A 20,966-nucleotide genomic window follows, 5' to 3' on the forward strand; every position below is an offset into this window, starting at 1 on the left:
CGGCTCAAGCCGCGCCCACTGGTCGTTCGTCAGATCACCACGCCCCACGACAGATGATCATTCACGACCAAGATCGACTTTCGCAACACACCCTAGTCGGGTTGCTTCCTGGCCTGGCTGCCCGCCTTGGCGTTGCTGCGCGCTGAGCGGGTGGGGGCCGCCGGAGCGGTGGCGGAGACAGGGAGCGGCGGCGGCCCGTGGCCGCCAGCGCGCGCGGGCCGCCGTAGGCGGGCCGCCTTGATCCAGTAAAGAAACTCTGAACAGCTCCGCTGCGCTGGGCTCCTGGCCGGTCATGCGGCCATGCGCTGTCCCGCCTCCCCACCCGATCCAAAGCTTCGACGCCGTTACGGCACTTATGGCGACATTGATGCCGGTTTGTTCTGGCGGTCGGCGGAATCTATCCACAGGCAGGGGATTGCAGGATGCGTGTGTGCGGATGGCCGGGGCTTACGAGGCCACTGCGTGACCTTTTCGTGACCTAGGTCGGCCACTGGTGGTCGATTTCGTGGTCGGGGGTGAGTGCTGAGGTGATTTCTGCCCGGCGACTGTCACACCGACCGGATTTCCGACACCTGTAGCAGACGAGTACGGGCCCTCATCCTGACCCAAAGCCGGAGACGTAGGAGTGACATGGATCACGGAAATGGGTGTCACACCGCTGCGGATTTCGACACCTCTATTGGCGTTCCTCGCTACACGGAGCGGCGGAATATAGCACGGAAGTGCCGGTTAGCGAAACCGGCGATTCTCCGGACTATTGATGCTCCGGAGCGACGACTGGAAGGACGAGTGGCGTGCACGCACGGAGGCGCGAGTTCCCGCACAACGGGATGCGGAGGAATCCGAAGGACGGCTTCTGCCCGCCCTGCGGGAGCGCGGCACCGCTCGCCCCCTGCGTGTCCGGTCCGGCATGTAGACCTAACTCAACAGCCGCTATGACGGCTTGCCGAGTGGTACGGGCAAGCCCAGTTCCGGCGGTGGATGACCGCTGGGCAAGCCCTCGGCGATTGGCTGGACACAAGACGCAACAACGGCACGGCAGCGAACGGGGAGAGATGACCGAGCAGATACGGAAATCAGGAAGGGAGCTGGTCAGCATTCACGGCCGGGAGGCGGCAGAGGCATCCGCACTGCTTCAGGAAATTGGCGCCATGGTGGCGCGGCTCGGCCGCGAGGCAAGGGAAATGCGGAAAGAGGTCGCCCGGCTCAGGACTGCGGCGGCTAGGACGGGGGCTGCTGAGCCTTCTTCAGAGCCTCGACTTCCCGGCGCAATTCCTGATGCTCCGCGCTGAGTGCTCGGATCTCGTCGCGCAAGGTGGTGAGAAGCTCGGCGAGGGTGGGCCCGGCGGATTCGTCGCCCGGATTGCCCTCGCCGGCCTCCTCGTCCGGTTCACCCTTGCCCTTATTGGCCAGGTACCAGGCGGGCGGGTTGTAGTCGATAGTGAACTCACCCGTGTGGTCGGCGACGTCGGCGACGAAGCTGCCCCGGCCGTGGATGGTGTAGATCAGCCCTTCGTCCCGCAGCACGTTCAGGGCGCTTCTGGCCGTCATATTGGCCACGCCGAAGCGCTCTTGCAGCTCGCGAACGGAGGGCATCTGCTGGCCGGGCTTGAAGCGGCCCTGTTTGATGTCGCGCCGAAGCTCGTCGGCGGCGTGTTGATACGGCGGCCGGCGGTCCTGCTTCTTGTCTGGCGCGGGAGTCATGCCCTCAGGGTAGCGACTCCTAGCTGCCCTAGCACACCCCACTGACATAGGTCTCTACACACCTAGCTCACCCTTGTGACTTGACAGTGCTAGGTCACCGAGGTTCTATAGATCATCCCCCGCCAACCCCCGGCGGAGCAACTACCGAAAGGACGTAACACCCATGGCTCGTATCCGTGTTGGCCTGCTCCCGTCCGCGTCGTTCATGGTCGGCAACCTGCCGGTGCCGAAGTACGCGGACGCCGAGAAGACGCAGTTCGCCGTGGACCGTGAGACCGGCGCGAAGCTGTTCGTGGTCACCCTCTTCTTCATGGAGGACGACCGCGCCGAGGCCATGAAGATCACGGTTCCGGAGACCGGTCTCCCCAACGGCCTCAAGCCGGGTGTGCCGGTCATGCCGGTGGAGCTGTTCGCCACCCCGTGGGCCCGGATCTTCAACGGTCAGCTTTCGGACGGCATCGCCTACCGCGCTGAGCGCCTGGACCTGGTCGGCGGCGCCGCTCCTACCACTGACGCGGCGTGAGCACCCTCGACAGCGCCCGTTACCGCCGCGACCTTCGACTTCGGAGCGTCGCGACGGTGTGGGAACGCGCTGGATGCGCGCCCGCTTCGGCCCTCCGCCACGCGGAGATCTGCCTGAGCCTGGCCGATCACGCTAACCGGGTTCGCATCGTCGCGGAAATGTGGGAACGCCACGGGTTCCCACCCGCGGACGCGGTCCAACGCGAGGAAATCTGCCTGATCCTCGCGGCCCCCGAGCCGACCGACCCGAACCAGAATCAGAGGAGGAAAGCAAAGTGAACGACGTAGGTGAGGCGCTGGGCTACGCCCCGCTCCTGGTCGGCGTGGGCCTGTCCACCGTCGCCGTATGGGCGGTGTGGTGGGTGGTCCGCTACCTGCGGGCCGACGCCATGACCCGGCAGTCCATCCGGCAGGCCGTGCGTGTACGGCGGACCTGGAAGCGGCTCGCGCAGATGCTGAAGCTGTGCGCCACGGACAAGATGCCGACCGCGCTGGCCTCGCTGGCGAACACGGACGGCAAGCCCATCAAGCCCCGCATCCTGGTTCCCACGCTGAAGGTCACGCATGACGCGTACGGCGTGATCGCGCGGGCGGGCTGCCTGCCCGGGGTCGGCCTGGAGCAGTACCAGAAGGCGGCCCCGCATCTGGCGGACGCGTGGCGGTGCACGCGCGTGGCGGTCACCCAGGACGAGCCGGGATCAGTCGTCATCCGTGGTGTGTGGCTCGATCCGCTGAAGTTCCCCACCGAGCACCGTCCCACGGGCACCGTGCCGGAGAAGGTGGCCCAGTGGGAGCTGGGCGTGGACGAGTACGCACAGCCGGTGGCCGTCGACCTGCGGCAGGTGCCCGGCGTGACCGTGGCCGGCCTTCCCGGCAAGGGCAAGACGTCGCTGATCAACCGGCTTCTGTCGGACTGGGCACCCGCGCCGTGGGTTCAGTTTGCCTGCGCGGACGGCAAGGTGTCCGCCGCGTACGAGGGGGACTACTACGCCTGGGTACAGCGCATGTTCGCCTTCGTCGGCGATCACCTCGAAGAGGCCAACAAGCTGTTCAAGCACCTGGTGGACCTGCGGCGCAAGCGCTCCGCCCTAGTCCTCGATGTACTCGGGGTGAAGTCCATGTGGGATGTGGGTCCGTCCGAGAAGTGGCCGCTGGTCGTGCTGATCGTGGATGAGGCGCACACCTACTTCCGCGACCACAAGGGCAGCGACAAGAGGACGAAGGAACTCGCCGCTCTCGCCGCCGACAACGCCCGGCTCGTGGAAGACCTGGTCAAGAAGGGCCGCTCGGTGGGCATCCTCGTCATCCTCGCCACGCAGAAGAGCACGGGCGATGCGATCCCGACCTTCATCCGCGACGTGTGCCCCGTGGGCCTGAGCTTCGCGCAGAAGACCGCCGAAGCTGCCGTGGCGGCTCTGGGGGAGGACATCCGGGACTGGCCGGACGCCAACCCGATCAACCTTCAGGACCCGACATATGTCGGCGTCGCCTCGATGAACCACCAGTCGCAGCCCGGCTTCACCCGCATCCGCACGCCGTACGTGCCGGACGCGTGGGCTGAGGAGATCGCGCACGCCACCAACCACCTGACCGCCGACCCGGCCGACCTGCTCCCGGCCGTCGACCTCACCAAGAAGGACCCGGACGACGACGGCACCGTGTCGCCCGTGGCGGCCTGACCCCCACACGTCTGAGCACCTGCGAGCAACCGGAAAGGAGGTGAACCCCCAATGTCTGAGGACCGGATCACCCAGCGCACCGTGACCGTGGTCATGGGTATCATCGCCGCCCTGGCGTTCGTCTTCTCCTTCGGCAACGTCTGGGCCCTGGCCCTGCGCCTGGGCGTCCCCGCTCCCATCGCACCCCTGATCGCCCCCATGGTTGACCTGTCGGTGGTCGGGCTCCTGGTCGCCCTGCGCTACCTCTCCCTGCGGGGCGTCCCTCACGAGCAGATGAAGGCGGCCACCCGCCTCATGCACGTGTCCGGACTGCTGACACTGGCCCTCAACATCGCCGACCCCATCGTCGCCGAGCACTACGGCCGCGCAGCCGTGGACGCCGTGGCCCCGGTGCTGCTCCTCGGCTGGGGAGCGGTCGGCCCGCAGCTCCTGCGCTCCTTCCACGCAGTCACCACCGATGCAGCCGCCCCGGCTGTCGAGACGGAACCGGTCCAAGAGCCCGCCCCGACCCTGGTTGCCGAGACGAAGCCCGCCCCGGCCTCCGTCAAACCGGAATCCGCGCCGACGCCTGCACCACCCGTCACGCCGGAACCGGCCCCGGTCGCCACGCCCAGCGCTCCGGCGCTCGTCGTCCCTGCCCCTGCCCCTGCCCCTGCCCCTGCCCCTGCGGCCAAGGTGCCTGAGCCGCTGCTCGCCGAAGCACGCTCAATCGCCGCGTCCCACCGCGCCGAGCACGGCGAACCCATCACGGCGGCCCAGCTCAAGAGGCGACTCGGCATCGGCCTGCCCATGGCCACCGCCCTCCACGCCGCCCTGTAGAGCCGCGCTCCCCCGCCGGCCTCCCGGCATCTCCCACCCTCGCCCGTCCCTGGGCCCAGTCCGTCATGCCTGCGGGCAGCAGCCCGAGCGCACTGTTCGCTACTGCCCGCAGGTCCCACCCTCGCGCCAGAGAGGAGACCCCGCCACTCATGCGCCGCCCCCTCGACCTGCGCCACGTGATCAGCCCCGGCCTGCGGGACCTGATCGAACTGGCCAACACCCACGACTTCGACCGCGTACAAGAGCAGGTCCGCAACCTGCACGGCTGCACGAGCCCTATCAACCTCCACGGCTGGACGATCACCACCGACCAGACCACCAAGGAAGTGGTCCGCTCCTACCGCTCCGAAGACGAACCCTCCGGACGCCTGCTGACCACCTGCGGCAACCGCCGCGCCTCCCGCTGCCCCGCCTGCTCCCGCGTCTACGCCGCTGACACCTACCACCTGATCAAGGCCGGACTATCCGGCGGCAAGAACGTCGCCGAAACCGTCCGTGACCACCCCCGCGCCTTCGTTACCCTCACCGCCCCCTCCTTCGGCCCCGTCCACCGCAACACCGACAGCGCGGGCAAGTCCCGCCGCTGCCGCTGCGGCACCCAGCACGGCGACGACGACCCGGCCCTGAGCACCCCGCTGAACCCGGCCACCTACGACTACGCCGGGGCCGTGCTCTGGAACGCGCACGCCGGACAGCTCTGGGCACGCTTCACCACCTACCTGCGCCGCGCCCTGGCCAAGCACTTCGGCATCACGCAGAAGGCGCTGAACTCCGCCCTGCGCGTCTCCTTCGCCAAGGTCGCCGAGTACCAAAAGCGCGGCCTGGTCCACTTCCACGCCGTGATCCGCTTCGACGGACCCGACGGCCACACCACCGAGCCCCCTGCCTGGGCCACCTTCGATGCCCTCAAGGCTGCCGTGGGCCTGGCGGTCAAGCGTGCCCGGCTCACCGTCGAGTCCGACTCCATCGGCGAACGCGTCATCGCGTGGGGCCGCCGGTTCAAAGTCGACCCCATCACCGCCCTGGGCGACGGCGAACTCACAGACTCCAAGGTCGCCGGATACGTCGCCAAGTACGCGACCAAGAACGCTGAGGGCGCGGGCACCGTGGACCGCACCCTGATGTGCCGCCCGTGCGCCGGACGCGGCTACCTGCGCGGCCCCGATGGCTTCCACGACCGGTGCCCCGACTGCGACGGCACCGGACAGGCCGAACCCATCAAGGCCCTGCCCGTCCAGCAGCACGTACGCCAGATGATCCGTACAGCCTGGGACCTCGGCCACCTGCCGGAGTTCGCCGAACTCAAGCTCTGGAAGTGGGCTCACATGCTCGGCTTCCGCGGCCACTTCTCCAGCAAGTCCCGCGCCTACTCCACCACCCTCGGCGCACTCCGCGACGTACGCCGCGCCTGGCGCCTCGCCCGGGCCGAAGCCGCCCGGGCCCGCGCCGGCCACCCCACCACCGACGAGACCACCCTCGTCACCACCTCCTCCTGGACCTACCTCGCCAGCGGCTACCGCCCCGGCGAAGAACTGCTCGCCGCCCAGGTCCGCCACGACCTCAACCAAGCCGACCGCATCAAGACCGAAGGGGAGCCCTGGCTGTGACCACTCCGACCAAGGCCGACAGGCAGACGCTCAAACTGGGGGAAGCGCTGGCTGAGATCGGGGTGTCCCGCGCCGCCTTCTACCGCATGCGTGCTCGGGGCCAGGCTCCGAGGCACCTGAAACTCCCCAACGGGCAGATCCGCATACGCCGGGCCGACCTCGACGCCTGGTTCGACTCCTGCGAGGTGCGGGAAGCGTGCTGACCTACGACGTGCAGATCTGGGGCATCCGCAAGCGGTCCGACCGTGTGGCGGCCTATCAGCTCCGCTGGCGGGTCGGCCTCCGGCCCTTCTCCAAGAGCTACAAGATCAAGGCTCAGGCTGACGGTCGGCGCTCGGAGCTGCTGGCCGCCCTGCGCAACCGCGAGCAGTTCGATACGGAAACCGGCCTGCCCGCCTCGGAGGTGCAGGCGCTGAACTCCACCACCTGGTACGCCCACACCCGCGCCTATGCGGAGATGAAGTGGCCCGGTGCCTCGGCCAAGCATCGCGCAAGCATCGCTGACACACTTGCCACCATTACGCCGAAGCTGGTCAAGGACAACCGTGGGGCCCCGGCTCCCAAGGTGCTCCGCATCGCCCTCTACTCGTGGGTCTACCGCTTCGTCCTCGGCGACGACGGGACGCTGAAGCCCCGTGTCGACGTGGAGGAAGCACCCGCCGACATCGTGGCGGCGCTGGACTGGATCAGTCGGAAGTCCGTCGATGTCACCGCCCTCAACACGCCCTCCGTGGTGCGTACGGCGCTCGACGCTCTCAAGCTGAAGCAAGACGGCACGGCCGCTGCCGAGAACACGGTGAATCGCAAGCGGACGGTCTTCAGCAACTGCCTTCGGTACGCGGTTGAGCGGGAGCTGCTGACGACGTTGCCCCTCGACAAGGTCGACTGGACCCCACCCGAGACTGACGACGAGATCGACTTCCGGTTCGTCCCAGGCCCTAAACTGGCGAAGGCGCTGATCGACGCTGTGGGCGAGCAGGGGGCACGCGGACGGCACCTGATGGCGTTCTTCGGCTGCCTCTACTACGCGGCCAACCGTCCTGGGGAGGCGGCCAATCTCCGGGAAGATGACTTCACCTTGCCCGAAGAGGGCTGGGGAGAGGTGCTGCTGTCGATGAGCACGCCCCGCGTCGGCTCCGGGTGGACCGACACGGGCGAGTCGTTCGATACGCGCGGCCTGAAGAAGCGGGCCCGCAAGGCAACCCGGCCCGTCCCGATTCCCCCCGTCCTCGTGCGCCTGGTCCGCGAGCACATCAAGGAGTTCGGTACGGCTGAAGACGGCCGGCTGTTCCGTGCGGCCCAGGGCGGCGGCCTGCTGTCCAAGGAGTATGGGGAGGTCTGGAAAGCGGCTCGACTCGCGGTGCTGACCGAAACTGAAGCGGCTTCCCCCCTGGCTGACGTGCCCTATTCCCTGCGCCACGCGGGCGTCTCGCTTTGGCTTGAGTCCGGCGTCTCTCCGGCAGAGGTCGCACGCCGGGCAGGTCACAGCATCGCAGTCCTGTTCCGCTTCTACGCCAAGGCGATTCACCGCAACCAGCAGCGTTCGAACGAGCAGATCGAGCGGGCGCTCGACGCTGCCGACGAGGAGTAAGCCAAGTTCGAAGCACAGACAGCGCCACCTCTGCCCGCATCAGGGCGAGGTGGCGCCTTCACCTCCTGCGGTGCCCCCACCGACTTGATTGAGACTCACCCGAGTTTCGAGGACAAGCCTGCCCGGTAGGCGGACTACTTCCGTAGAAGCTCGTGTAGAAGAGTCACCACCGCGACGGCTGTCCCGAGCGCTGCCCCTATGGCCGGGTGTTCCAAGACCAAGTAGACCGTGAAGACCCCAACGAACATGAGCAGAAGAGTGCGCGTGCTGATCTGATCCATTTACCTCTCCAAGTAGATGCCTTGGACTCAGCGTCAGCAGTAGTCGGCGTCAATTGACGGCTTCTGACAGTCGTTCGTGATCTTTTACAGTGCCTGACAGTTCATGACGCTAGGTGACATCATGGGTAGGCCATGTGGGGGGAGCCAGGGGGGTAACACATGCCGCAGTGGCTTAGGCCAGAGCTTCCTGAAGGACCTCTCCGGGTCTTCAACCGCGAGCTGCATGAGCTGCACGGCAAGGCGGGATACCCCTCGGCCCGAAAGCTCTACCTAGCCGTAGGGAAGGTCGTCAGCCATACGAACATCCACCACGCCTTCGTCAAGCCCACTCTGCCATCGTGGGGCGTGGTTGAAGTGGTTGTGGAGCAGCTAGCTCACCAAGCCCGACCCCGGCTTTCATCTGAAGCCGAGGTCAACCGCTTCAAGGCTCTATGGGACCAGGCCCATGCTGCAGTCTCGGACCCGCCGGCGCCGACGAGAAGTCCGGAGCCGCAGTCAGCGAGCGAACATGGGTCCTCACCGGACACGGATCGCCCAGCCCTGACGGCCGGTGCCTTCTTCAGCAACCGAAACGCTCTGATCTTCCAGGCGATCGTTGATCTCCATCGAGCGGGTGGGCCGGTAGGCGTGCCACAAGTCGCTGCAGAGCTCAAGCGACGCGGACAACTCGAACTGTGCGGCGGTGAGGACTATCTGTTCGAGTGCGTGAAGGTCGCCATCAAGGGAGCCTACGAAGCGGGCGTGAGCATGCATGAGTTCGGCGTCCTGAACGCGCAGAAGGTCCGTGCAGCCGCAGACGCTCGCGAGCAGCTGATGGGCTCGCTGATTGAGCCGGTCCCAGACGTCGACGCCATGCAGAGGGCAGCGGACCGGGTAGGCAAGTTGCATCCGTATCGGGCGGCCAAGCAGACAGGGAAAACCACGTGATTCAGGAGCCCTGCTCCTGAATCACTCGATCAACGTGATCGTGCCCCGACGCGCTGACGACCTCGAGTCTGCGGCCTCGCCCCGCTTCAGCGGGGAGCGATGTTGTGGCGTTTCTGCAGTTCAATGCCGAATTGCCTTGATCCGAGCCATAGTTACCAGGTAGTGCGCTAGACTTGAGATGTGCCCACGGTGGAGCTGCGAACTCCTGTGAGCACCAAGCAAGATCACTCTTGCCGTTATTGGTCTGTGATCCGCACTCGATGTGCGGGGAGTTCCAGGTCAGTGGGCGGGCTGTCGAGTGGGAACTGAATCCCACTCATCCGATGTCGGCCAGCCGTAGCGGTGTGGGGTCGCGCTTGCCCACAGCTTTCATCTTGATCACCAAGTTACTGATCCACGGCAGGACTCAAGCCCTGCCGACTGAGATACCCGGCGATACGTCGGACGCAGGGCTTCTCAGTTCGACCACTCACGCAGTGGCCGAGCTGACGAGTGCCCTGCGCATGAGCCACGGCTCGGTCACGTTACCTGGAAGGGTACTGAGACCGTTGGACACGGCCGTGACAATCGCCATCACCACTGTGGCCGCGATTCTCATCGCGCTGAAGACCACTCTGGATCAGCTTTCGGGCCTGCTCGAATCGGCTGCCCAGACACGCGACGCATGGCGGCGTTTCCGCGACAAGGAGGCCGAGACGTCGCAGAGCAACGAGACCAACGAACAAGCTCCCCCGACGGACGCTGGGGAGCCACCTGCCGCCGCGTAGTCCGTTGGGACGTCTCTGCCTCTTCAGATCGTGGAACCTCGGTCCACGCCTGGTCCACACGCAGTGATCCACAATGCGACAGAGCTGAATCAAGTGAGACAGGCCTCACCTAAAAGGGGTGTCTCTCGTGTGAGACACCCCTTCTGGCCTGCACGCTTATGACCTCTGCGGAGGCGGTGGATCCGAGCCCTCGGGGACGCTTTCACGTCCCCACGTTTTTCAAGACCGTTCCCTTAGGCCGCTCGGGCAACCCACCTCGGCCCCGGTCCACCTGGAGCGGGGCGGGACCAGCCTACCGGTCCCCGGCGGTGCTCGTTCGGGCCACCTGGCTCACGGAGCGGGTCAGTTGTCGCCGACGCGGGAGCCGAGGGTCAGTTGGACCGTGTGGGTACTGCCGCCGCGCTGGTAGGTGATCGTCACCTGGTCGCCGGGCTTGTGGGTCCAGATCGCGCCGATCAGGGTCGGGCCGCTGTCGATCACCGTGTCGTCCAACTTGGTGATCACGTCGCCCGGCTTCAGACCTGCCTTGTCGGCGGGGCCGCCCGACTCGACCGCGGCACTGCCGTTGGTGCCCTGGTCGGTGATCTTCGCGCCGCCGGAGGAGTCGTCCAGCGAGACCGACGCGCCGATCTTCGCGTAGACCGGCTTGCCCGTCGCGATCAGCTGCTGGGCGACGTACTTCGCCTGGTTGATCGGGATCGCGAAGCCCAGACCGATCGAACCGGACTGGCCACTGCTGCCGAACCCGCCGTTGCTCGTGGACTGGATCGCCGAGTTGATGCCGATGACCGCGCCCTGGCCGTCCAGCAGGGGGCCGCCGGAGTTGCCCGGGTTGATCGAGGCGTCCGTCTGCAGGGCGCTCATGTACGACGCCTTGCTGCCGGAACTGCCGTCGCTGGAGGCCACCGGACGGTGCTTGGCGCTGATGATGCCCGAGGTCACCGTGTTCGACAGGCCGAAGGGCGCGCCGATGGCGATCGCCGGATCGCCGACCTCCACCTTGTCCGAGTCGCCGAGGGCGAGCGGCTTGAGGTCCGACGGGGCGTTCTTGAGCTTGATGACGGCCACGTCGTAGCCCTGCGCGTGACCGATGATCTCGGCGTCGTACTTCTTGCCGTTGGGGAACGTCGCCGTGAGCTTGCCGCCGTCGACCGCGTCGGCCACGACGTGGTTGTTGGTGATGATGTGGCCCTGCTTGTCGAAGACGAAGCCCGTGCCCGTGCCCCCCTGGCCGTTGGTGGACTCTGCCTCGATGGTGACCGTGCTCGGCAGCGCCCTGGCGGCCACGGCGGCGACCGTGCCGTTGTCGTGCTTCACGTCGCCGCCGCTGGTGGCGGCGGAGACCGTCGTGGAGCCACTGGAGTCGTCGTTCTTGGCCAGTTGGTAACCGATGCCGCCACCGACACCCCCCGCGACCAGCGCGGCGACGAGGATCGCGGCGACCAGGCCGCCGCGCCTGTTCTTCGGCTTCGGATCGGGGTTCTGGTACGGGGCGCCCCAGGGGTCGCCCGCACCGCCGCCCGCGTGGTACGGGGTGGCCGGCGGAGGCGGCGGCCAGCCGGACTCGGGGGCGGAGGAGGTCAAAGGGTGGCCCGGCGGCACCGGCGGGAGCTGTGCGGTCGGCGCGCCCTCCGGCTGCGGCGCACCCTCGGGCCTCGGCGGCTGCGGAGCGCCAGGCGCGAACGGCGCGTCCCCCGCGGGCGGAGTGCCGCCCGCGCCCGGGGTGCCTGCCGAGGGCGCCTGACCCTCGGGGGCGTCGTGCGGCGCGGAAGCGGGAGCGTCCACCGGCACGGGGGGTGCAGACGGGGCCGGGGGTACCGCAGTGCCCTCGTTCTCGGTGCTCACAGCTCTTCTCCTCGTTCCACGGCTGTCTTCTCGATCGCACTCGGCAGCACCCGGCAGCACTCGCTCACCCACGCGCGGCGCCGGGCGCTTCTCAGCTGTGCATGTCCCTTTGTACGCCGTCAAGCTTTTCCCACCGGACGTCAGGGGACCGTAAGCGGTGCCTGTGGGTCCACGGTCACCCTTTATAGCGGTTTATAAAGGACTGGTGCGAACAAAAATCTGCATTCCCGACACCTCGCCGATTCCCTCACGTCGCCCTCCCCGCCCACGCCTACCCCGTGACGGTGGGACGATGACGCGGTGAACCACGCACGACAGCACCAGGTTCAGGTCGTCGCCCACCGCGGGGCCTCCGAGGACGCCCCCGAGCACACCCTGGCCGCGTACAAGAAGGCGATCGAGGACGGTGCCGACGCCCTCGAGTGCGACGTCCGGCTCACCGCGGACGGACACCTCGTCTGCGTCCACGACCGGCGTGTCAACCGCACGTCCAACGGGCGCGGCGCCGTCTCCGCCCTGGAGCTCTCCGAGCTCGCCGCGCTGGACTTCGGCTCCTGGAAGAGGAGCGACGAGGAGCCCGACTGGGAGCACCGGCCGCAGGACCCCGAGGACACCTCGGTGCTCACCCTGGAACGGCTGCTGGAACTCGTCGCCGACGCCGGGCGGCCCATCGACCTCGCCATCGAGACCAAGCACCCGACGCGCTGGGCCGGACAGGTGGAGGAGCGGCTGCTGCTCCTGCTGAAGCGGTTCGGCCTGGACGCCCCGCAGTCCCCGAAGAAGTCGCCGGTACGGATCATGAGCTTCTCGGCGCGGTCGCTGCACCGGGTGCGGGCCGCCTCGCCCACGTTGCCGACGGTGTACCTGCTGCAGTTCCTCTCGCCCCGGCTGCGGGACGGGCGGCTGCCGGCGGGCGTCCGGATTGCTGGGCCGTCGATGCGGATCGTGCGCACCCACCCGGCGTACGTCGAGCGGCTCAAGCGGGCCGGTCACCAGGTGCACGTGTGGACGGTGAACGAGCCGGACGACGTCAACCTCTGCCTGGAGCTGGGCGTCGACGCCATCATCACCAACCGCCCGCGCGCGGTGCTGGACCGGCTCGGTCGCTGAGCGGGGCCGACCTCCGCCACGGAACGTTTCTTCGTCGATTTCTCCGCGGGATGCCCAATATGGGGCGAAACCAGCAACGGCGATGACAGGGAGTGCTCCGGCGCGTTCGCTACGTGTTCGATCGTGTCGAGTGCATCACCCCATGTGTACGGACGGTTTCCGGTCCGGTCACTCGGGGCATTCACACCGTGGCGTGGGGCAAAGGAGGTCTCGGGGGTGGCGTTGGTGGTGGCACAGGAGGTGCCCACGTCGTCGAGCATGGCCGTACCCCATGGTCCTGCGGGCGTGGGGGAGGCAAGACACCGGATGCGCGATCAATTGCGCACGGGTGGCGTGTCGGAATCGGTCATCGACGATGCTGTATTGATCCTTTCGGAACTGCTCAGCAATGCGTGTCGGCACGGCAGACCACTCCGCGACAGCCTGACGGGGGACGGGGACGTGCGCGCCGCGTGGCGTGTCGACGCCTCCGGGCGGCTCACGGTCGAGGTGACGGACGGCGGCGGCCCGACCCGTCCGGTTCCGGCGACCCCTTCGGTGACCGCGCACGGCGGCCGGGGGCTGAACATCATCAGGGCGCTCGCCAAGGACTGGGGCGTACGGGACGACGCCCACGGCGAGGTCACGGTCTGGGTCGTCGTCCAGGACGACACCGGCTCGGCCCGCCGCAGCGAGGACTTCGCCTCACGGGTCACGGCACCGGCGGTGTCGCAGATACCCGGCCTGGACTTCGGGGACGCGTTCGACGACCTGGACTGAGATGGTCGGGGACGTCGACGGACACCGCGTCCGTACCGGGTGGGGCGCGTAGGGGGACGATCCACGGGACGATCCACCCAACCCCCGCGTGCCGCCGGCACCTACAGGGACGATCCCCTGCCCACCCCCCGATCCGCGTACCGCCAGGTGGACCCTTCGGTGCGTTGTCCACAGGATCCCGTCGGGGCTCGTACGAGCGGCTAGGCTCGCGACCGTACGAAACGAGCCGTAACCGGGAGACACCCACGATGGCCAAGAAGCGACCCCAGACCCAGGCCAAGCGCCCGCAGCCCACGGACGGTGCCCGCGCCGATGGGGACGTCCCGGTCGTCGGCGGCCGGGAGCCCTGCCCCTGCGGCAGCGGCCGCCGCTACAAGGCCTGTCACGGCCGTGCCGCCGCGCACGCGGTGACCGAGCTGGTACAGCGCCCGTTCGAAGGCCTGCCCGGCGAATGCGACTGGGTGGCGTTGCGGGAGCTGGTCCCGGCGGCCACCGCCGAGCTGAAGCTCCGGGCCGGACTCCCCGAGGGCGTCCCCTCGGTCACGCTCGCCACGGTCCTGCCGATGGCATGGCCGGCGCTGCGCCGCGACGACGGCTCGATCCTGCTCGGCCTGCAGAACGACACGGCGTCGGGCGACATCAGCCGCGACCTCGCCGACACCCTCCAGCGCGCCCTCACCGCCGATCCGGGCACCCCGGTGCAGGGCCGCCGGCCGCCCGCCGACGGCCCGCGCCTGCAGGACCTGCTGGACCCCGAGAGCCCCTTCGAGCCGGTGGTGCACAGCGGCTTCGAGTTCTGGGTCCCGGACCCGGAGAACGCGACGCCGGAGGTGGCCGCCTCCCTGGAGCGGGCCAACGCCGCCGCGATCCCCACCGTGCGGCTGACCGGCGTGGACGCCGCCTACTGGTGCCAGACCCCCGAGAAGAACCACCTACGGTGGGTCATGCCGCATCCCGAGGAGCGGCTTCTGGACGCTCTCGCGCGGCTGCACGCGGCCGGCCGGTCGAGCCTCGGCGAGGGCACGCGCCTGGTCGGCTCCTTCCGCGCGCACGGGCTCACGGTGCCGGTCTGGGACCTGCCGAGCGACATCGGCGCGGAGGACGTGGAGAAGCCCGCGGCCGAGTTCGCCGAGCGTCTGGCCACCGCGCTGGCCTCCGAAGCGCCGCTCACCGCCGACGAGCGCCGAGCCCGCGGCGGGCTGACCAACCGACAGGTCACGCTCAGCTGACGCACGGCTCCGGCCCGGCCGCCCGGTCGGGCCGGGGTGGTCGCGGACCACGGCCGACCCCAGGTGACTCCTGTCACAAGTCCCCGCTGTGATCGGCCAATCCGTGTCCGAATAGCCGAGATCGAATTTGCGAACAGCCGATCTCTTGTTACCGTTCCAGTAGCCCGGTTGCTGGTGCATCCCCCGTCGCCAGCAACCGGGTCTTTCCATGTACGGGTGCGCGCGGCACAGCGGGCCACGATGTCAACTGTCGTACAGCGCCAGCGAGTTAGTGTCCGCTCGGGGCCGTCTGGTCGCTTCCCGAGCGCAGCAGCAGCGGTCCGCTCCCGTCGCTCCGGGAGAACTCCGCGACCGCCGAGTACGCCCCCATGTCGCCCGCCACACGCTGCCGTGGCGTGTCACAGACCGCCGGGTCGTCCGCGGCGTCCACCGCGCAGTGCATCTCCACGCTGCGCCCGCCCGGCGCCATGAAGCTCAGGACTCCGGTCAGCCTCTCGCCGGTGGCGTTGCGGTAGTAGGTGCGCGCCCAGGTGTCCCGCCCCTGCGTCAGCACACACGTCTGCGCCTCGATGCCGTCACCGGAGGAGAGTTGGGGGCCGCAGCGGGCGGCGGTGGCGAGCCCGAGGCCCAGCAGCCGGGGCCGGGACAGGACGGGGCGCTTGGCGTCCTCGTGCACGGGCGAGCGGTCCGCGTCGCCGACCGGTCCGGCGGATGCCACGGCGAGCGGCAGCGCGATGACGGCCGCCACCACGCCCAGGAGCGCGAGCAGCCGCATCCTGCCGGACTGGGGCCGATCATCGGCCCGCGTGCCCGTCCCCAACCCCCGTTTCCCGTGTCCCCCAGGACGAATCAGCATGAGGCCGAAGATATCGGCCGATCACGGGCGTCCGGTCCGTCGCGCGCCCGACACCCTCAGAACTCGGGCGCGCTCACACCCGTACGAGTGAGGGCGTCCACGACCGCGTCCACCACGGCCTCCACGTCGGGCACCCAGGGCGAGGCGGAGCCGGGCAGCGGCGCCCGCCCCCAGCGGATCCCGCCGTGGCCGGTCTCGGACGGGGGCAGCGCCAGGTAGCCGCCCTCGCCGTGGAAGCGCAGCGAGCCGGGGACGAAGTCCTTGGCGTACAGCAACTCGCCCAGCTGCTCCATGGAGTACGGCGCCACGAGGATCGCCCAGCGGTGCGGCGCCGCCACGACCGGGCCGAGGCGCATGCCCTTCCGGTCGAGCGCGGCCAGGGCGCGCGAGGCGGCGAGGGCGGGCAGGCTCACCGCGCAGGGCGCCCGGCCCCCGGTGGCCAGCACGATCGGCGCGGTCGGCCGGTTGGTCCACCACCAGCGCACCATGCGCTCGTCGGTGGTCGCCGCCAGCAGCCCGGGATCGAACGGGTGCGCGCCGGGCACCGTGCACTCCGGGTCGGGACACCCGCAGCGGGCACGCCCCTGCGGGTCCGGTGCCACACCCGGGAGTACGGGCCACTGCCATTCGGTCGCGAAGGTCAGGGCCGCGCTGATCAACTCAGGCCTCCCGTCGTTCCGCCTGGACAGGAGCCTGCGTCGCCTTCCGAGGATCTCGCGCATGAGCGCTCGTTCCTTTCCGTTGCACGCCGGCAACACCGAGGACCACATCACATCATGTGTCGATCATGGGTCGATCACTTCACTGTGCGTACCTGCTGGCGCATCACACCCCTGTCCTGGACAAGGGGAACCCCTATGGGCCGAGCGTTGGCTGCGTCCGCGTCCATACTGCGCCCACCACAAGCATGGGCCTGGCGTGGGGTGGCGGCGCCTGGCGCTTTACCGTCCCGCTCTTACTCGCCGCCTCCACCACGGGAGGATGGGGCTCGGCCGTCGGTGGTTATGACGCCCGGTTGCGGTGCCAGGTTCCGGGTGGCCCCCAACCACCCCTGGCCTTCACCGAGTACGTACCCATCACGACCGCTGTGACGCTCCGTTGAACAAGCCCAGTCGACCGCAATACGACGTTCCCTGAGGCTATTTTAAGCCAACTTTGCTGTGCCGTAAGGGGGAAGAACCTGCATCGCGGACACCAGGAATCCCAGCAGGACAATGCTGGACATCCCCTCCTTAGTGCGTGTACATGTGGAGCCACCGCTAGCGGCGCAGATTGACATGGGGGTTTGCGATGCTATCGAGCGATACGCTCCGGCCCGAAAGCCGGACGACATGAACGCCCCTCACCCTCCGAAAGTGGCCGGAATCGATTCAACGGTTCCCCCGCCCACCCACACTGTCGCGCCGACGCCTGCCGCCACGGAAGCCCCCTCGGCCGCCCCCTCCGCCTCCATTGGCCCTCCCGCCCCCGCAGCACTCCTCCAGGACCGGCTCGCCGGCTGGGTCTCCGATCTGACGACGCTCCACGAACTCACCGAACGCCTGGCCCGCACCGGCTCCCTCGCCGAAGCGCTCCAGGAACTGCTGCGCGCCGGAGCCGCCCTGGTGGGGGCCCGGCGCGGTCTCGTCGTACTGGAACCGCGCGACGGGCTGGGCCCGGACACCACGATCGGCCTGGGCCTGGGCCGCGCCGACCTCGGGCACATCGAGACGGTGCCGCGCAGCTCCCTGTCGTACGGCAGGATCCTCGACGGGCTGCCCGGCGGGGAGCGCGGGATCGCCCAGCCCGACCTGTTCACCGAGGACGGGCTCGACCCCCGCCACCGCGAGGTCGCCGTCCGCCTCGGCTACGCCGCGAGCTACGCACTCCCCCTGTCCACCGAGGCCGCCGGCCGCCTCGGCGCCGTCGTCTGGCTCTACGACGAACCCGCAGAACCGGTCGAACGCCAGCGCCACCTCGCCGGTCTGTACACCCGCTACGCCACCGAGCACCTGGCGCGCATGGTGGAGATCGAGCGCACGCGCGCGTGCATGGCGACGATCGCCGAGGAGCTCCTGCCCACCCGGCTGCCCCGCATCCCCGGCGTCCAGCTCGCCGCCCGCCGCCGCACGAGCCCACGCGGAGGCGGCGACTGGTACGACGCGCTGCCACTGCCCGACAGCGCGCTCGGCCTCGCCGTCGGGTCCGTCACCGGCTCGGGGCCGGGCGCGGTCGCCGCGACGGGCCGGCTGCGGGCCTCCCTGCGCGCGTACGCCGTGATGGAGGGCGAGGACCCGGTGGCGGTCCTCTCCGACCTCGAGCTGCTGCTCAGGCTCACCGAGCCCGCCCGCTCGGCCACCGCCCTGTTCGCGTACTGCGAGCCCGCGCTGCACAAACTGACGCTCGCCGGTGCCGGGCACAGCCCGCCGCTGGTGATCGGCCCCAGACGCACCGAGTTCGTGGAGACCTCGCTGTCGGCGCCGCTCGGCATGCTGGCCTGCTGGGAGGCGCCGAGTGTCGAACTGACCGCGGAGCCCGGCGAGACCGTGCTGCTCTACACCGACGGGCTGCTCCGGCGCACCGGCGACCCCATGGACCGCGCCTTCGCCCGGCTGCACGCGGCGGCCACGAGCGTACCGAGGCCCCTGCGCATCGACCCGGGAGCGGTCGCCGACCACATCCTGCGGACGGTGCTCCCGGACGGGCTCGGCGAGGCCGACAGCACGGAGGACGTGGTGCTGCTGGCGGCCCGCTTCGAGTGAGCCGCCGCCCACGCGGTGTGACGCTCTCTTCCTGCCCCGGTCCCCCTTCCGTACGACCGTACGATGGGGGGTGGCCCAGTGCCGTATCCAAGGAGGATGACCGTGGCGGACGAGCTCACCCCCGAGACCCCGGCGACCCCGGAGGCCGTGGAGGAGACCGAAGAGCCCATCAAGCAGCGCAAGAACGGCCTGTACCCGGGCGTGTCCGACGAGCTGGCCGAGAACATGAAGTCGGGCTGGGCCGACACCGAGCTGCGCGACCCGGAGCCGATCGCCCAGGCCGCCGAGACCGCCGCCCGCCGCACCGCGCTGTCCGCGCGCTTCCCGGGTGAGCGTCTGGTGATCCCCGCGGGCAACCTGAAGACCCGTTCGAACGACACGGAGTACCCCTTCCGTGCCTCCGTGGAGTACGCGTACCTCACCGGCAACCAGACCGAGGACGGCGTCCTGGTCCTGGAGCCCACCTCCGACGGTCACCGGGCGACCCTCTACCTGCTGCCCCGCTCCAACCGGGAGAACGGCGAGTTCTGGCTCTCCGGCCAGGGCGAGCTGTGGGTGGGCCGCCGCCACTCGCTCACCGAGGCGGAGAAGCTGTACGGCATCCCGGCCTCGGACGTGCGCGAACTGCCTCAGAAGCTGAAGGAGGCCACCGGCCCGGTGCGCGTGGTGCGCGGATACGACGCGGACGTCGAGAGCGCGCTGCACGACAAGGTCACCGCCGAGCGGGACGAGGAGCTGCGGGTCTTCCTCTCCGAGATGCGGCTGGTCAAGGACGCGTTCGAGATCGGCGAGCTGCAGAAGGCGGTCGACTCGACCGTGCGCGGCTTCGAGGACGTGGTGAAGGTCCTCGACAAGGCGGAGGCGACCTCGGAGCGCTACATCGAGGGCACGTTCTTCCTCCGGGCGCGCGTGGAGGGCAACGACGTCGGCTACGGCACCATCGCCGCCGCCGGACCGCACGCCTGCACGCTGCACTGGGTGCGCAACGACGGCCCGGTCCGCTCCGGCGACCTGCTCCTGCTGGACGCGGGCGTGGAGACGCACACGTACTACACCGCCGACGTCACCCGCACACTACCGATCAGTGGCACCTTCGGCGAGATCCAGAAGAAGATCTACGACGCGGTGTACGAGGCCCAGGAGGCCGGTATCGCGGCGGTGAAGCCGGGCGCCAAGTACCGCGACTTCCACGACGCCGCGCAGCGCGTGCTCGCCGAGCGGCTCGTCGAGTGGGGCCTGGTCGAGGGCCCGGTGGAGCGGGTCCTGGAGCTGGGCCTGCAGCGCCGCTGGACCCTGCACGGCACGGGCCACATGCTCGGCATGGACGTCCACGACTGCGCGGCCGCGCGGACCGAGACCTATGTGGACGGCGTCCTGGAGCCCGGCATGGTGCTCACGGTGGAGCCGGGCCTGTACTTCCAGGCCGACGATCTGACCGTCCCGGAGGAGTACCGCGGCATCGGCGTCCGCATCGAGGACGACATCCTGGTCACCGAGGACGGCAACCGGAACCTCTCGGCGGGCCTGCCGCGCCGCTCCGACGAGGTCGAGCGGTGGATGGCGTCCCTGAAGGACTGACCCGCGAACTGCCGCACGAGCGTCGGGAGCGGAGGGCCGGGTACCCAAGCTGCTTGGGTACCCGGCCCTCTGTACGGGTCCGGTGTCCCTCGGCTCGGTTCCCCGGTCACGGCGGGTGAGCCGGAGAACGGCCACAGAGGTGGCACGTCCGGCCCCTTGACGTCGAGTTGGTCGAGCACGCGCTCGTGCGACGGCGTCAGGACCTAGCCGTGAAGAACCCCCCGCAGCACGGTCCCGCAGGGCACTACACCGCCATCAGCGGGGAGTCGTTGCGCCACTTGAGGATCTTGTCGAAGCTCACCACCGCGCCGCCCCGGCCCGGCTTGTTGCCGATGTGCACGTGGTCGGCGAGTTCCTCGATGAGACCCAGGCCACGACCGTGCTCGGCATCCGCGCGCACCGGGCGGGTCACCGTACGAGGTCTGCCGGCGGGGAAACCCGGCCCCGAGTCGGCGACTTCGATGCGGCACTTCTCGCCGTCGAGGTAGGCCGTGACCCGGTACGCCTCCGACACACCGCCGTGCGCGGTGTCGCCCCCGTGCTCGACCGCGTTGGCGCAGGCCTCGCTCAGGGCGACGGAGAGGTCGTAGGAGATGTCCGGGTCGACGCCCGCGGTCTCCATCGTGCCCAGCAGGAGCCGTCGGGCGAGCGGCACGCTCGCAGCTTCGCGCCGCAGATGGAGTGACCACCAGATGCTCATGCTCCAGCCTCCTGGCCGCGGCTCGACATACCGATACGTATTGCCACGAGTGCCGGGGGACAATCGCCCGATTGTCGACTTCCCGCCCGTTCGGCGGATGCGCGGCGGCGGGCGTCGGGTGTATCGGGGAGGGCTCGGGAACGGATCACCAGAACGTGATCTTCCGGATTACTGGTCTGATTACCACATTTACGTCATCTTGCGGACCTGCCGTACGGCCCCGCCGAGGCCAGTGGGATGATGAGGCCGCC

19 protein-coding genes are annotated in these 20,966 nt (G+C 69.1%); 14 read left to right on the plus strand and 5 right to left on the minus strand.

Annotation, left to right across the window (positions count from 1 at the left end; genetic code table 11):
* Window positions 1-1,221: 1,221 nt before the first annotated feature.
* Window positions 1,222-1,704 (minus strand): SCO5717 family growth-regulating ATPase, encoded by a 483-nt coding sequence (locus tag ACFYZJ_RS19435; RefSeq protein WP_388569513.1) that lies wholly within the window; start codon window positions 1,702-1,704, stop codon window positions 1,222-1,224.
* 163 nt (window positions 1,705-1,867) lie between these two features.
* Here ACFYZJ_RS19435 and ACFYZJ_RS19440 point away from each other — a divergent pair, with 163 nt between their 5' ends.
* The 9 genes from ACFYZJ_RS19440 to ACFYZJ_RS19480 all read left to right on the plus strand — a co-directional run bounded on the left by ACFYZJ_RS19440 (window position 1,868) and on the right by ACFYZJ_RS19480 (window position 9,897).
* Complete coding sequence (locus tag ACFYZJ_RS19440) at window positions 1,868-2,227, plus strand: hypothetical protein (protein ID WP_388569515.1); 360 nt, start codon at window positions 1,868-1,870, stop codon at window positions 2,225-2,227.
* Window positions 2,224-2,505 (plus strand): hypothetical protein, encoded by a 282-nt coding sequence (locus tag ACFYZJ_RS19445; RefSeq protein WP_388569518.1) that lies wholly within the window; start codon window positions 2,224-2,226, stop codon window positions 2,503-2,505. Before ACFYZJ_RS19440 ends, ACFYZJ_RS19445 begins: the two co-directional genes overlap by 4 nt.
* Window positions 2,502-3,905: an FtsK/SpoIIIE domain-containing protein gene (locus ACFYZJ_RS19450; protein WP_388569521.1), complete on the plus strand. Its 1,404-nt coding sequence runs from the start codon at window positions 2,502-2,504 to the stop codon at window positions 3,903-3,905. Before ACFYZJ_RS19445 ends, ACFYZJ_RS19450 begins: the two co-directional genes overlap by 4 nt.
* Window positions 3,906-3,956: 51 nt before the next feature.
* On the plus strand, window positions 3,957-4,724 hold the full coding sequence (locus ACFYZJ_RS19455) for a DUF2637 domain-containing protein (protein ID WP_388569523.1): 768 nt from the start codon (window positions 3,957-3,959) through the stop codon (window positions 4,722-4,724).
* 149 nt (window positions 4,725-4,873) lie between these two features.
* Entirely contained in the window at window positions 4,874-6,331 is a 1,458-nt protein-coding gene (locus tag ACFYZJ_RS19460) for a replication initiator (protein ID WP_388569526.1), read from the plus strand.
* Window positions 6,328-6,534: a helix-turn-helix domain-containing protein gene (locus ACFYZJ_RS19465; protein ID WP_266499569.1), complete on the plus strand. Its 207-nt coding sequence runs from the start codon at window positions 6,328-6,330 to the stop codon at window positions 6,532-6,534. The genes ACFYZJ_RS19460 and ACFYZJ_RS19465 overlap by 4 nt, the downstream gene beginning before the upstream one ends.
* Window positions 6,528-7,922: a tyrosine-type recombinase/integrase gene (locus ACFYZJ_RS19470; protein WP_388569530.1), complete on the plus strand. Its 1,395-nt coding sequence runs from the start codon at window positions 6,528-6,530 to the stop codon at window positions 7,920-7,922. The genes ACFYZJ_RS19465 and ACFYZJ_RS19470 overlap by 7 nt, the downstream gene beginning before the upstream one ends.
* Window positions 7,923-8,362: 440 nt before the next feature.
* Entirely contained in the window at window positions 8,363-9,130 is a 768-nt protein-coding gene (locus tag ACFYZJ_RS19475; RefSeq protein WP_388569533.1) for a DnaB-like helicase N-terminal domain-containing protein, read from the plus strand.
* A gap of 476 nt (window positions 9,131-9,606) precedes the next feature.
* Window positions 9,607-9,897, plus strand: a complete 291-nt coding sequence (locus tag ACFYZJ_RS19480; protein WP_388569535.1) for a hypothetical protein — start codon at window positions 9,607-9,609, stop codon at window positions 9,895-9,897.
* A 342-nt stretch (window positions 9,898-10,239) separates the two neighbouring features.
* Here ACFYZJ_RS19480 and ACFYZJ_RS19485 read toward each other — a convergent pair whose 3' ends face one another.
* Window positions 10,240-11,742 carry a trypsin-like peptidase domain-containing protein gene (locus tag ACFYZJ_RS19485; RefSeq protein WP_388569538.1) on the minus strand — a complete coding sequence of 501 codons (1,503 nt, stop codon included), beginning with the start codon at window positions 11,740-11,742 and terminating at the stop codon, window positions 10,240-10,242.
* Window positions 11,743-12,042: 300 nt separating this feature from the next.
* Here ACFYZJ_RS19485 and ACFYZJ_RS19490 point away from each other — a divergent pair, with 300 nt between their 5' ends.
* The 3 genes from ACFYZJ_RS19490 to ACFYZJ_RS19500 all read left to right on the plus strand — a co-directional run bounded on the left by ACFYZJ_RS19490 (window position 12,043) and on the right by ACFYZJ_RS19500 (window position 14,840).
* Entirely contained in the window at window positions 12,043-12,852 is an 810-nt protein-coding gene (locus ACFYZJ_RS19490) for a glycerophosphodiester phosphodiesterase (protein WP_388569541.1), read from the plus strand.
* A gap of 216 nt (window positions 12,853-13,068) precedes the next feature.
* Window positions 13,069-13,611, plus strand: a complete 543-nt coding sequence (locus ACFYZJ_RS19495; protein WP_388569544.1) for an ATP-binding protein — start codon at window positions 13,069-13,071, stop codon at window positions 13,609-13,611.
* Between the two features lie 248 nt (window positions 13,612-13,859).
* Window positions 13,860-14,840 carry a DUF5926 family protein gene (locus tag ACFYZJ_RS19500; protein ID WP_388569546.1) on the plus strand — a complete coding sequence of 327 codons (981 nt, stop codon included), beginning with the start codon at window positions 13,860-13,862 and terminating at the stop codon, window positions 14,838-14,840.
* 268 nt (window positions 14,841-15,108) lie between these two features.
* Here the strand turns inward: ACFYZJ_RS19500 and ACFYZJ_RS19505 are convergent, their stop codons facing one another.
* Together ACFYZJ_RS19505 and ACFYZJ_RS19510 are read right to left on the minus strand one after the other, a co-directional pair.
* Window positions 15,109-15,615 carry a hypothetical protein gene (locus ACFYZJ_RS19505; RefSeq protein WP_388570305.1) on the minus strand — a complete coding sequence of 169 codons (507 nt, stop codon included), beginning with the start codon at window positions 15,613-15,615 and terminating at the stop codon, window positions 15,109-15,111.
* A gap of 137 nt (window positions 15,616-15,752) precedes the next feature.
* Complete coding sequence (locus tag ACFYZJ_RS19510) at window positions 15,753-16,418, minus strand: bifunctional DNA primase/polymerase (protein WP_388569549.1); 666 nt, start codon at window positions 16,416-16,418, stop codon at window positions 15,753-15,755.
* 492 nt (window positions 16,419-16,910) lie between these two features.
* Here ACFYZJ_RS19510 and ACFYZJ_RS19515 point away from each other — a divergent pair, with 492 nt between their 5' ends.
* Both ACFYZJ_RS19515 and ACFYZJ_RS19520 read left to right on the plus strand, forming a co-directional pair.
* The gene (locus tag ACFYZJ_RS19515) at window positions 16,911-18,437 is read left to right on the plus strand and encodes a SpoIIE family protein phosphatase (protein ID WP_388569551.1); all 1,527 of its coding nucleotides are present in this window, start codon (window positions 16,911-16,913) and stop codon (window positions 18,435-18,437) included.
* A 102-nt stretch (window positions 18,438-18,539) separates the two neighbouring features.
* Window positions 18,540-20,015 (plus strand): aminopeptidase P family protein, encoded by a 1,476-nt coding sequence (locus tag ACFYZJ_RS19520; RefSeq protein WP_388569554.1) that lies wholly within the window; start codon window positions 18,540-18,542, stop codon window positions 20,013-20,015.
* Window positions 20,016-20,259: 244 nt separating this feature from the next.
* Here the strand turns inward: ACFYZJ_RS19520 and ACFYZJ_RS19525 are convergent, their stop codons facing one another.
* On the minus strand, window positions 20,260-20,715 hold the full coding sequence (locus ACFYZJ_RS19525; RefSeq protein WP_388569557.1) for an ATP-binding protein: 456 nt from the start codon (window positions 20,713-20,715) through the stop codon (window positions 20,260-20,262).
* Window positions 20,716-20,966: the final 251 nt, after the last annotated feature.

This window comes from Streptomyces sp. NPDC001848 (assembly GCF_042891915.1).
GTDB lineage: Bacteria > Actinomycetota > Actinomycetes > Streptomycetales > Streptomycetaceae > Streptomyces.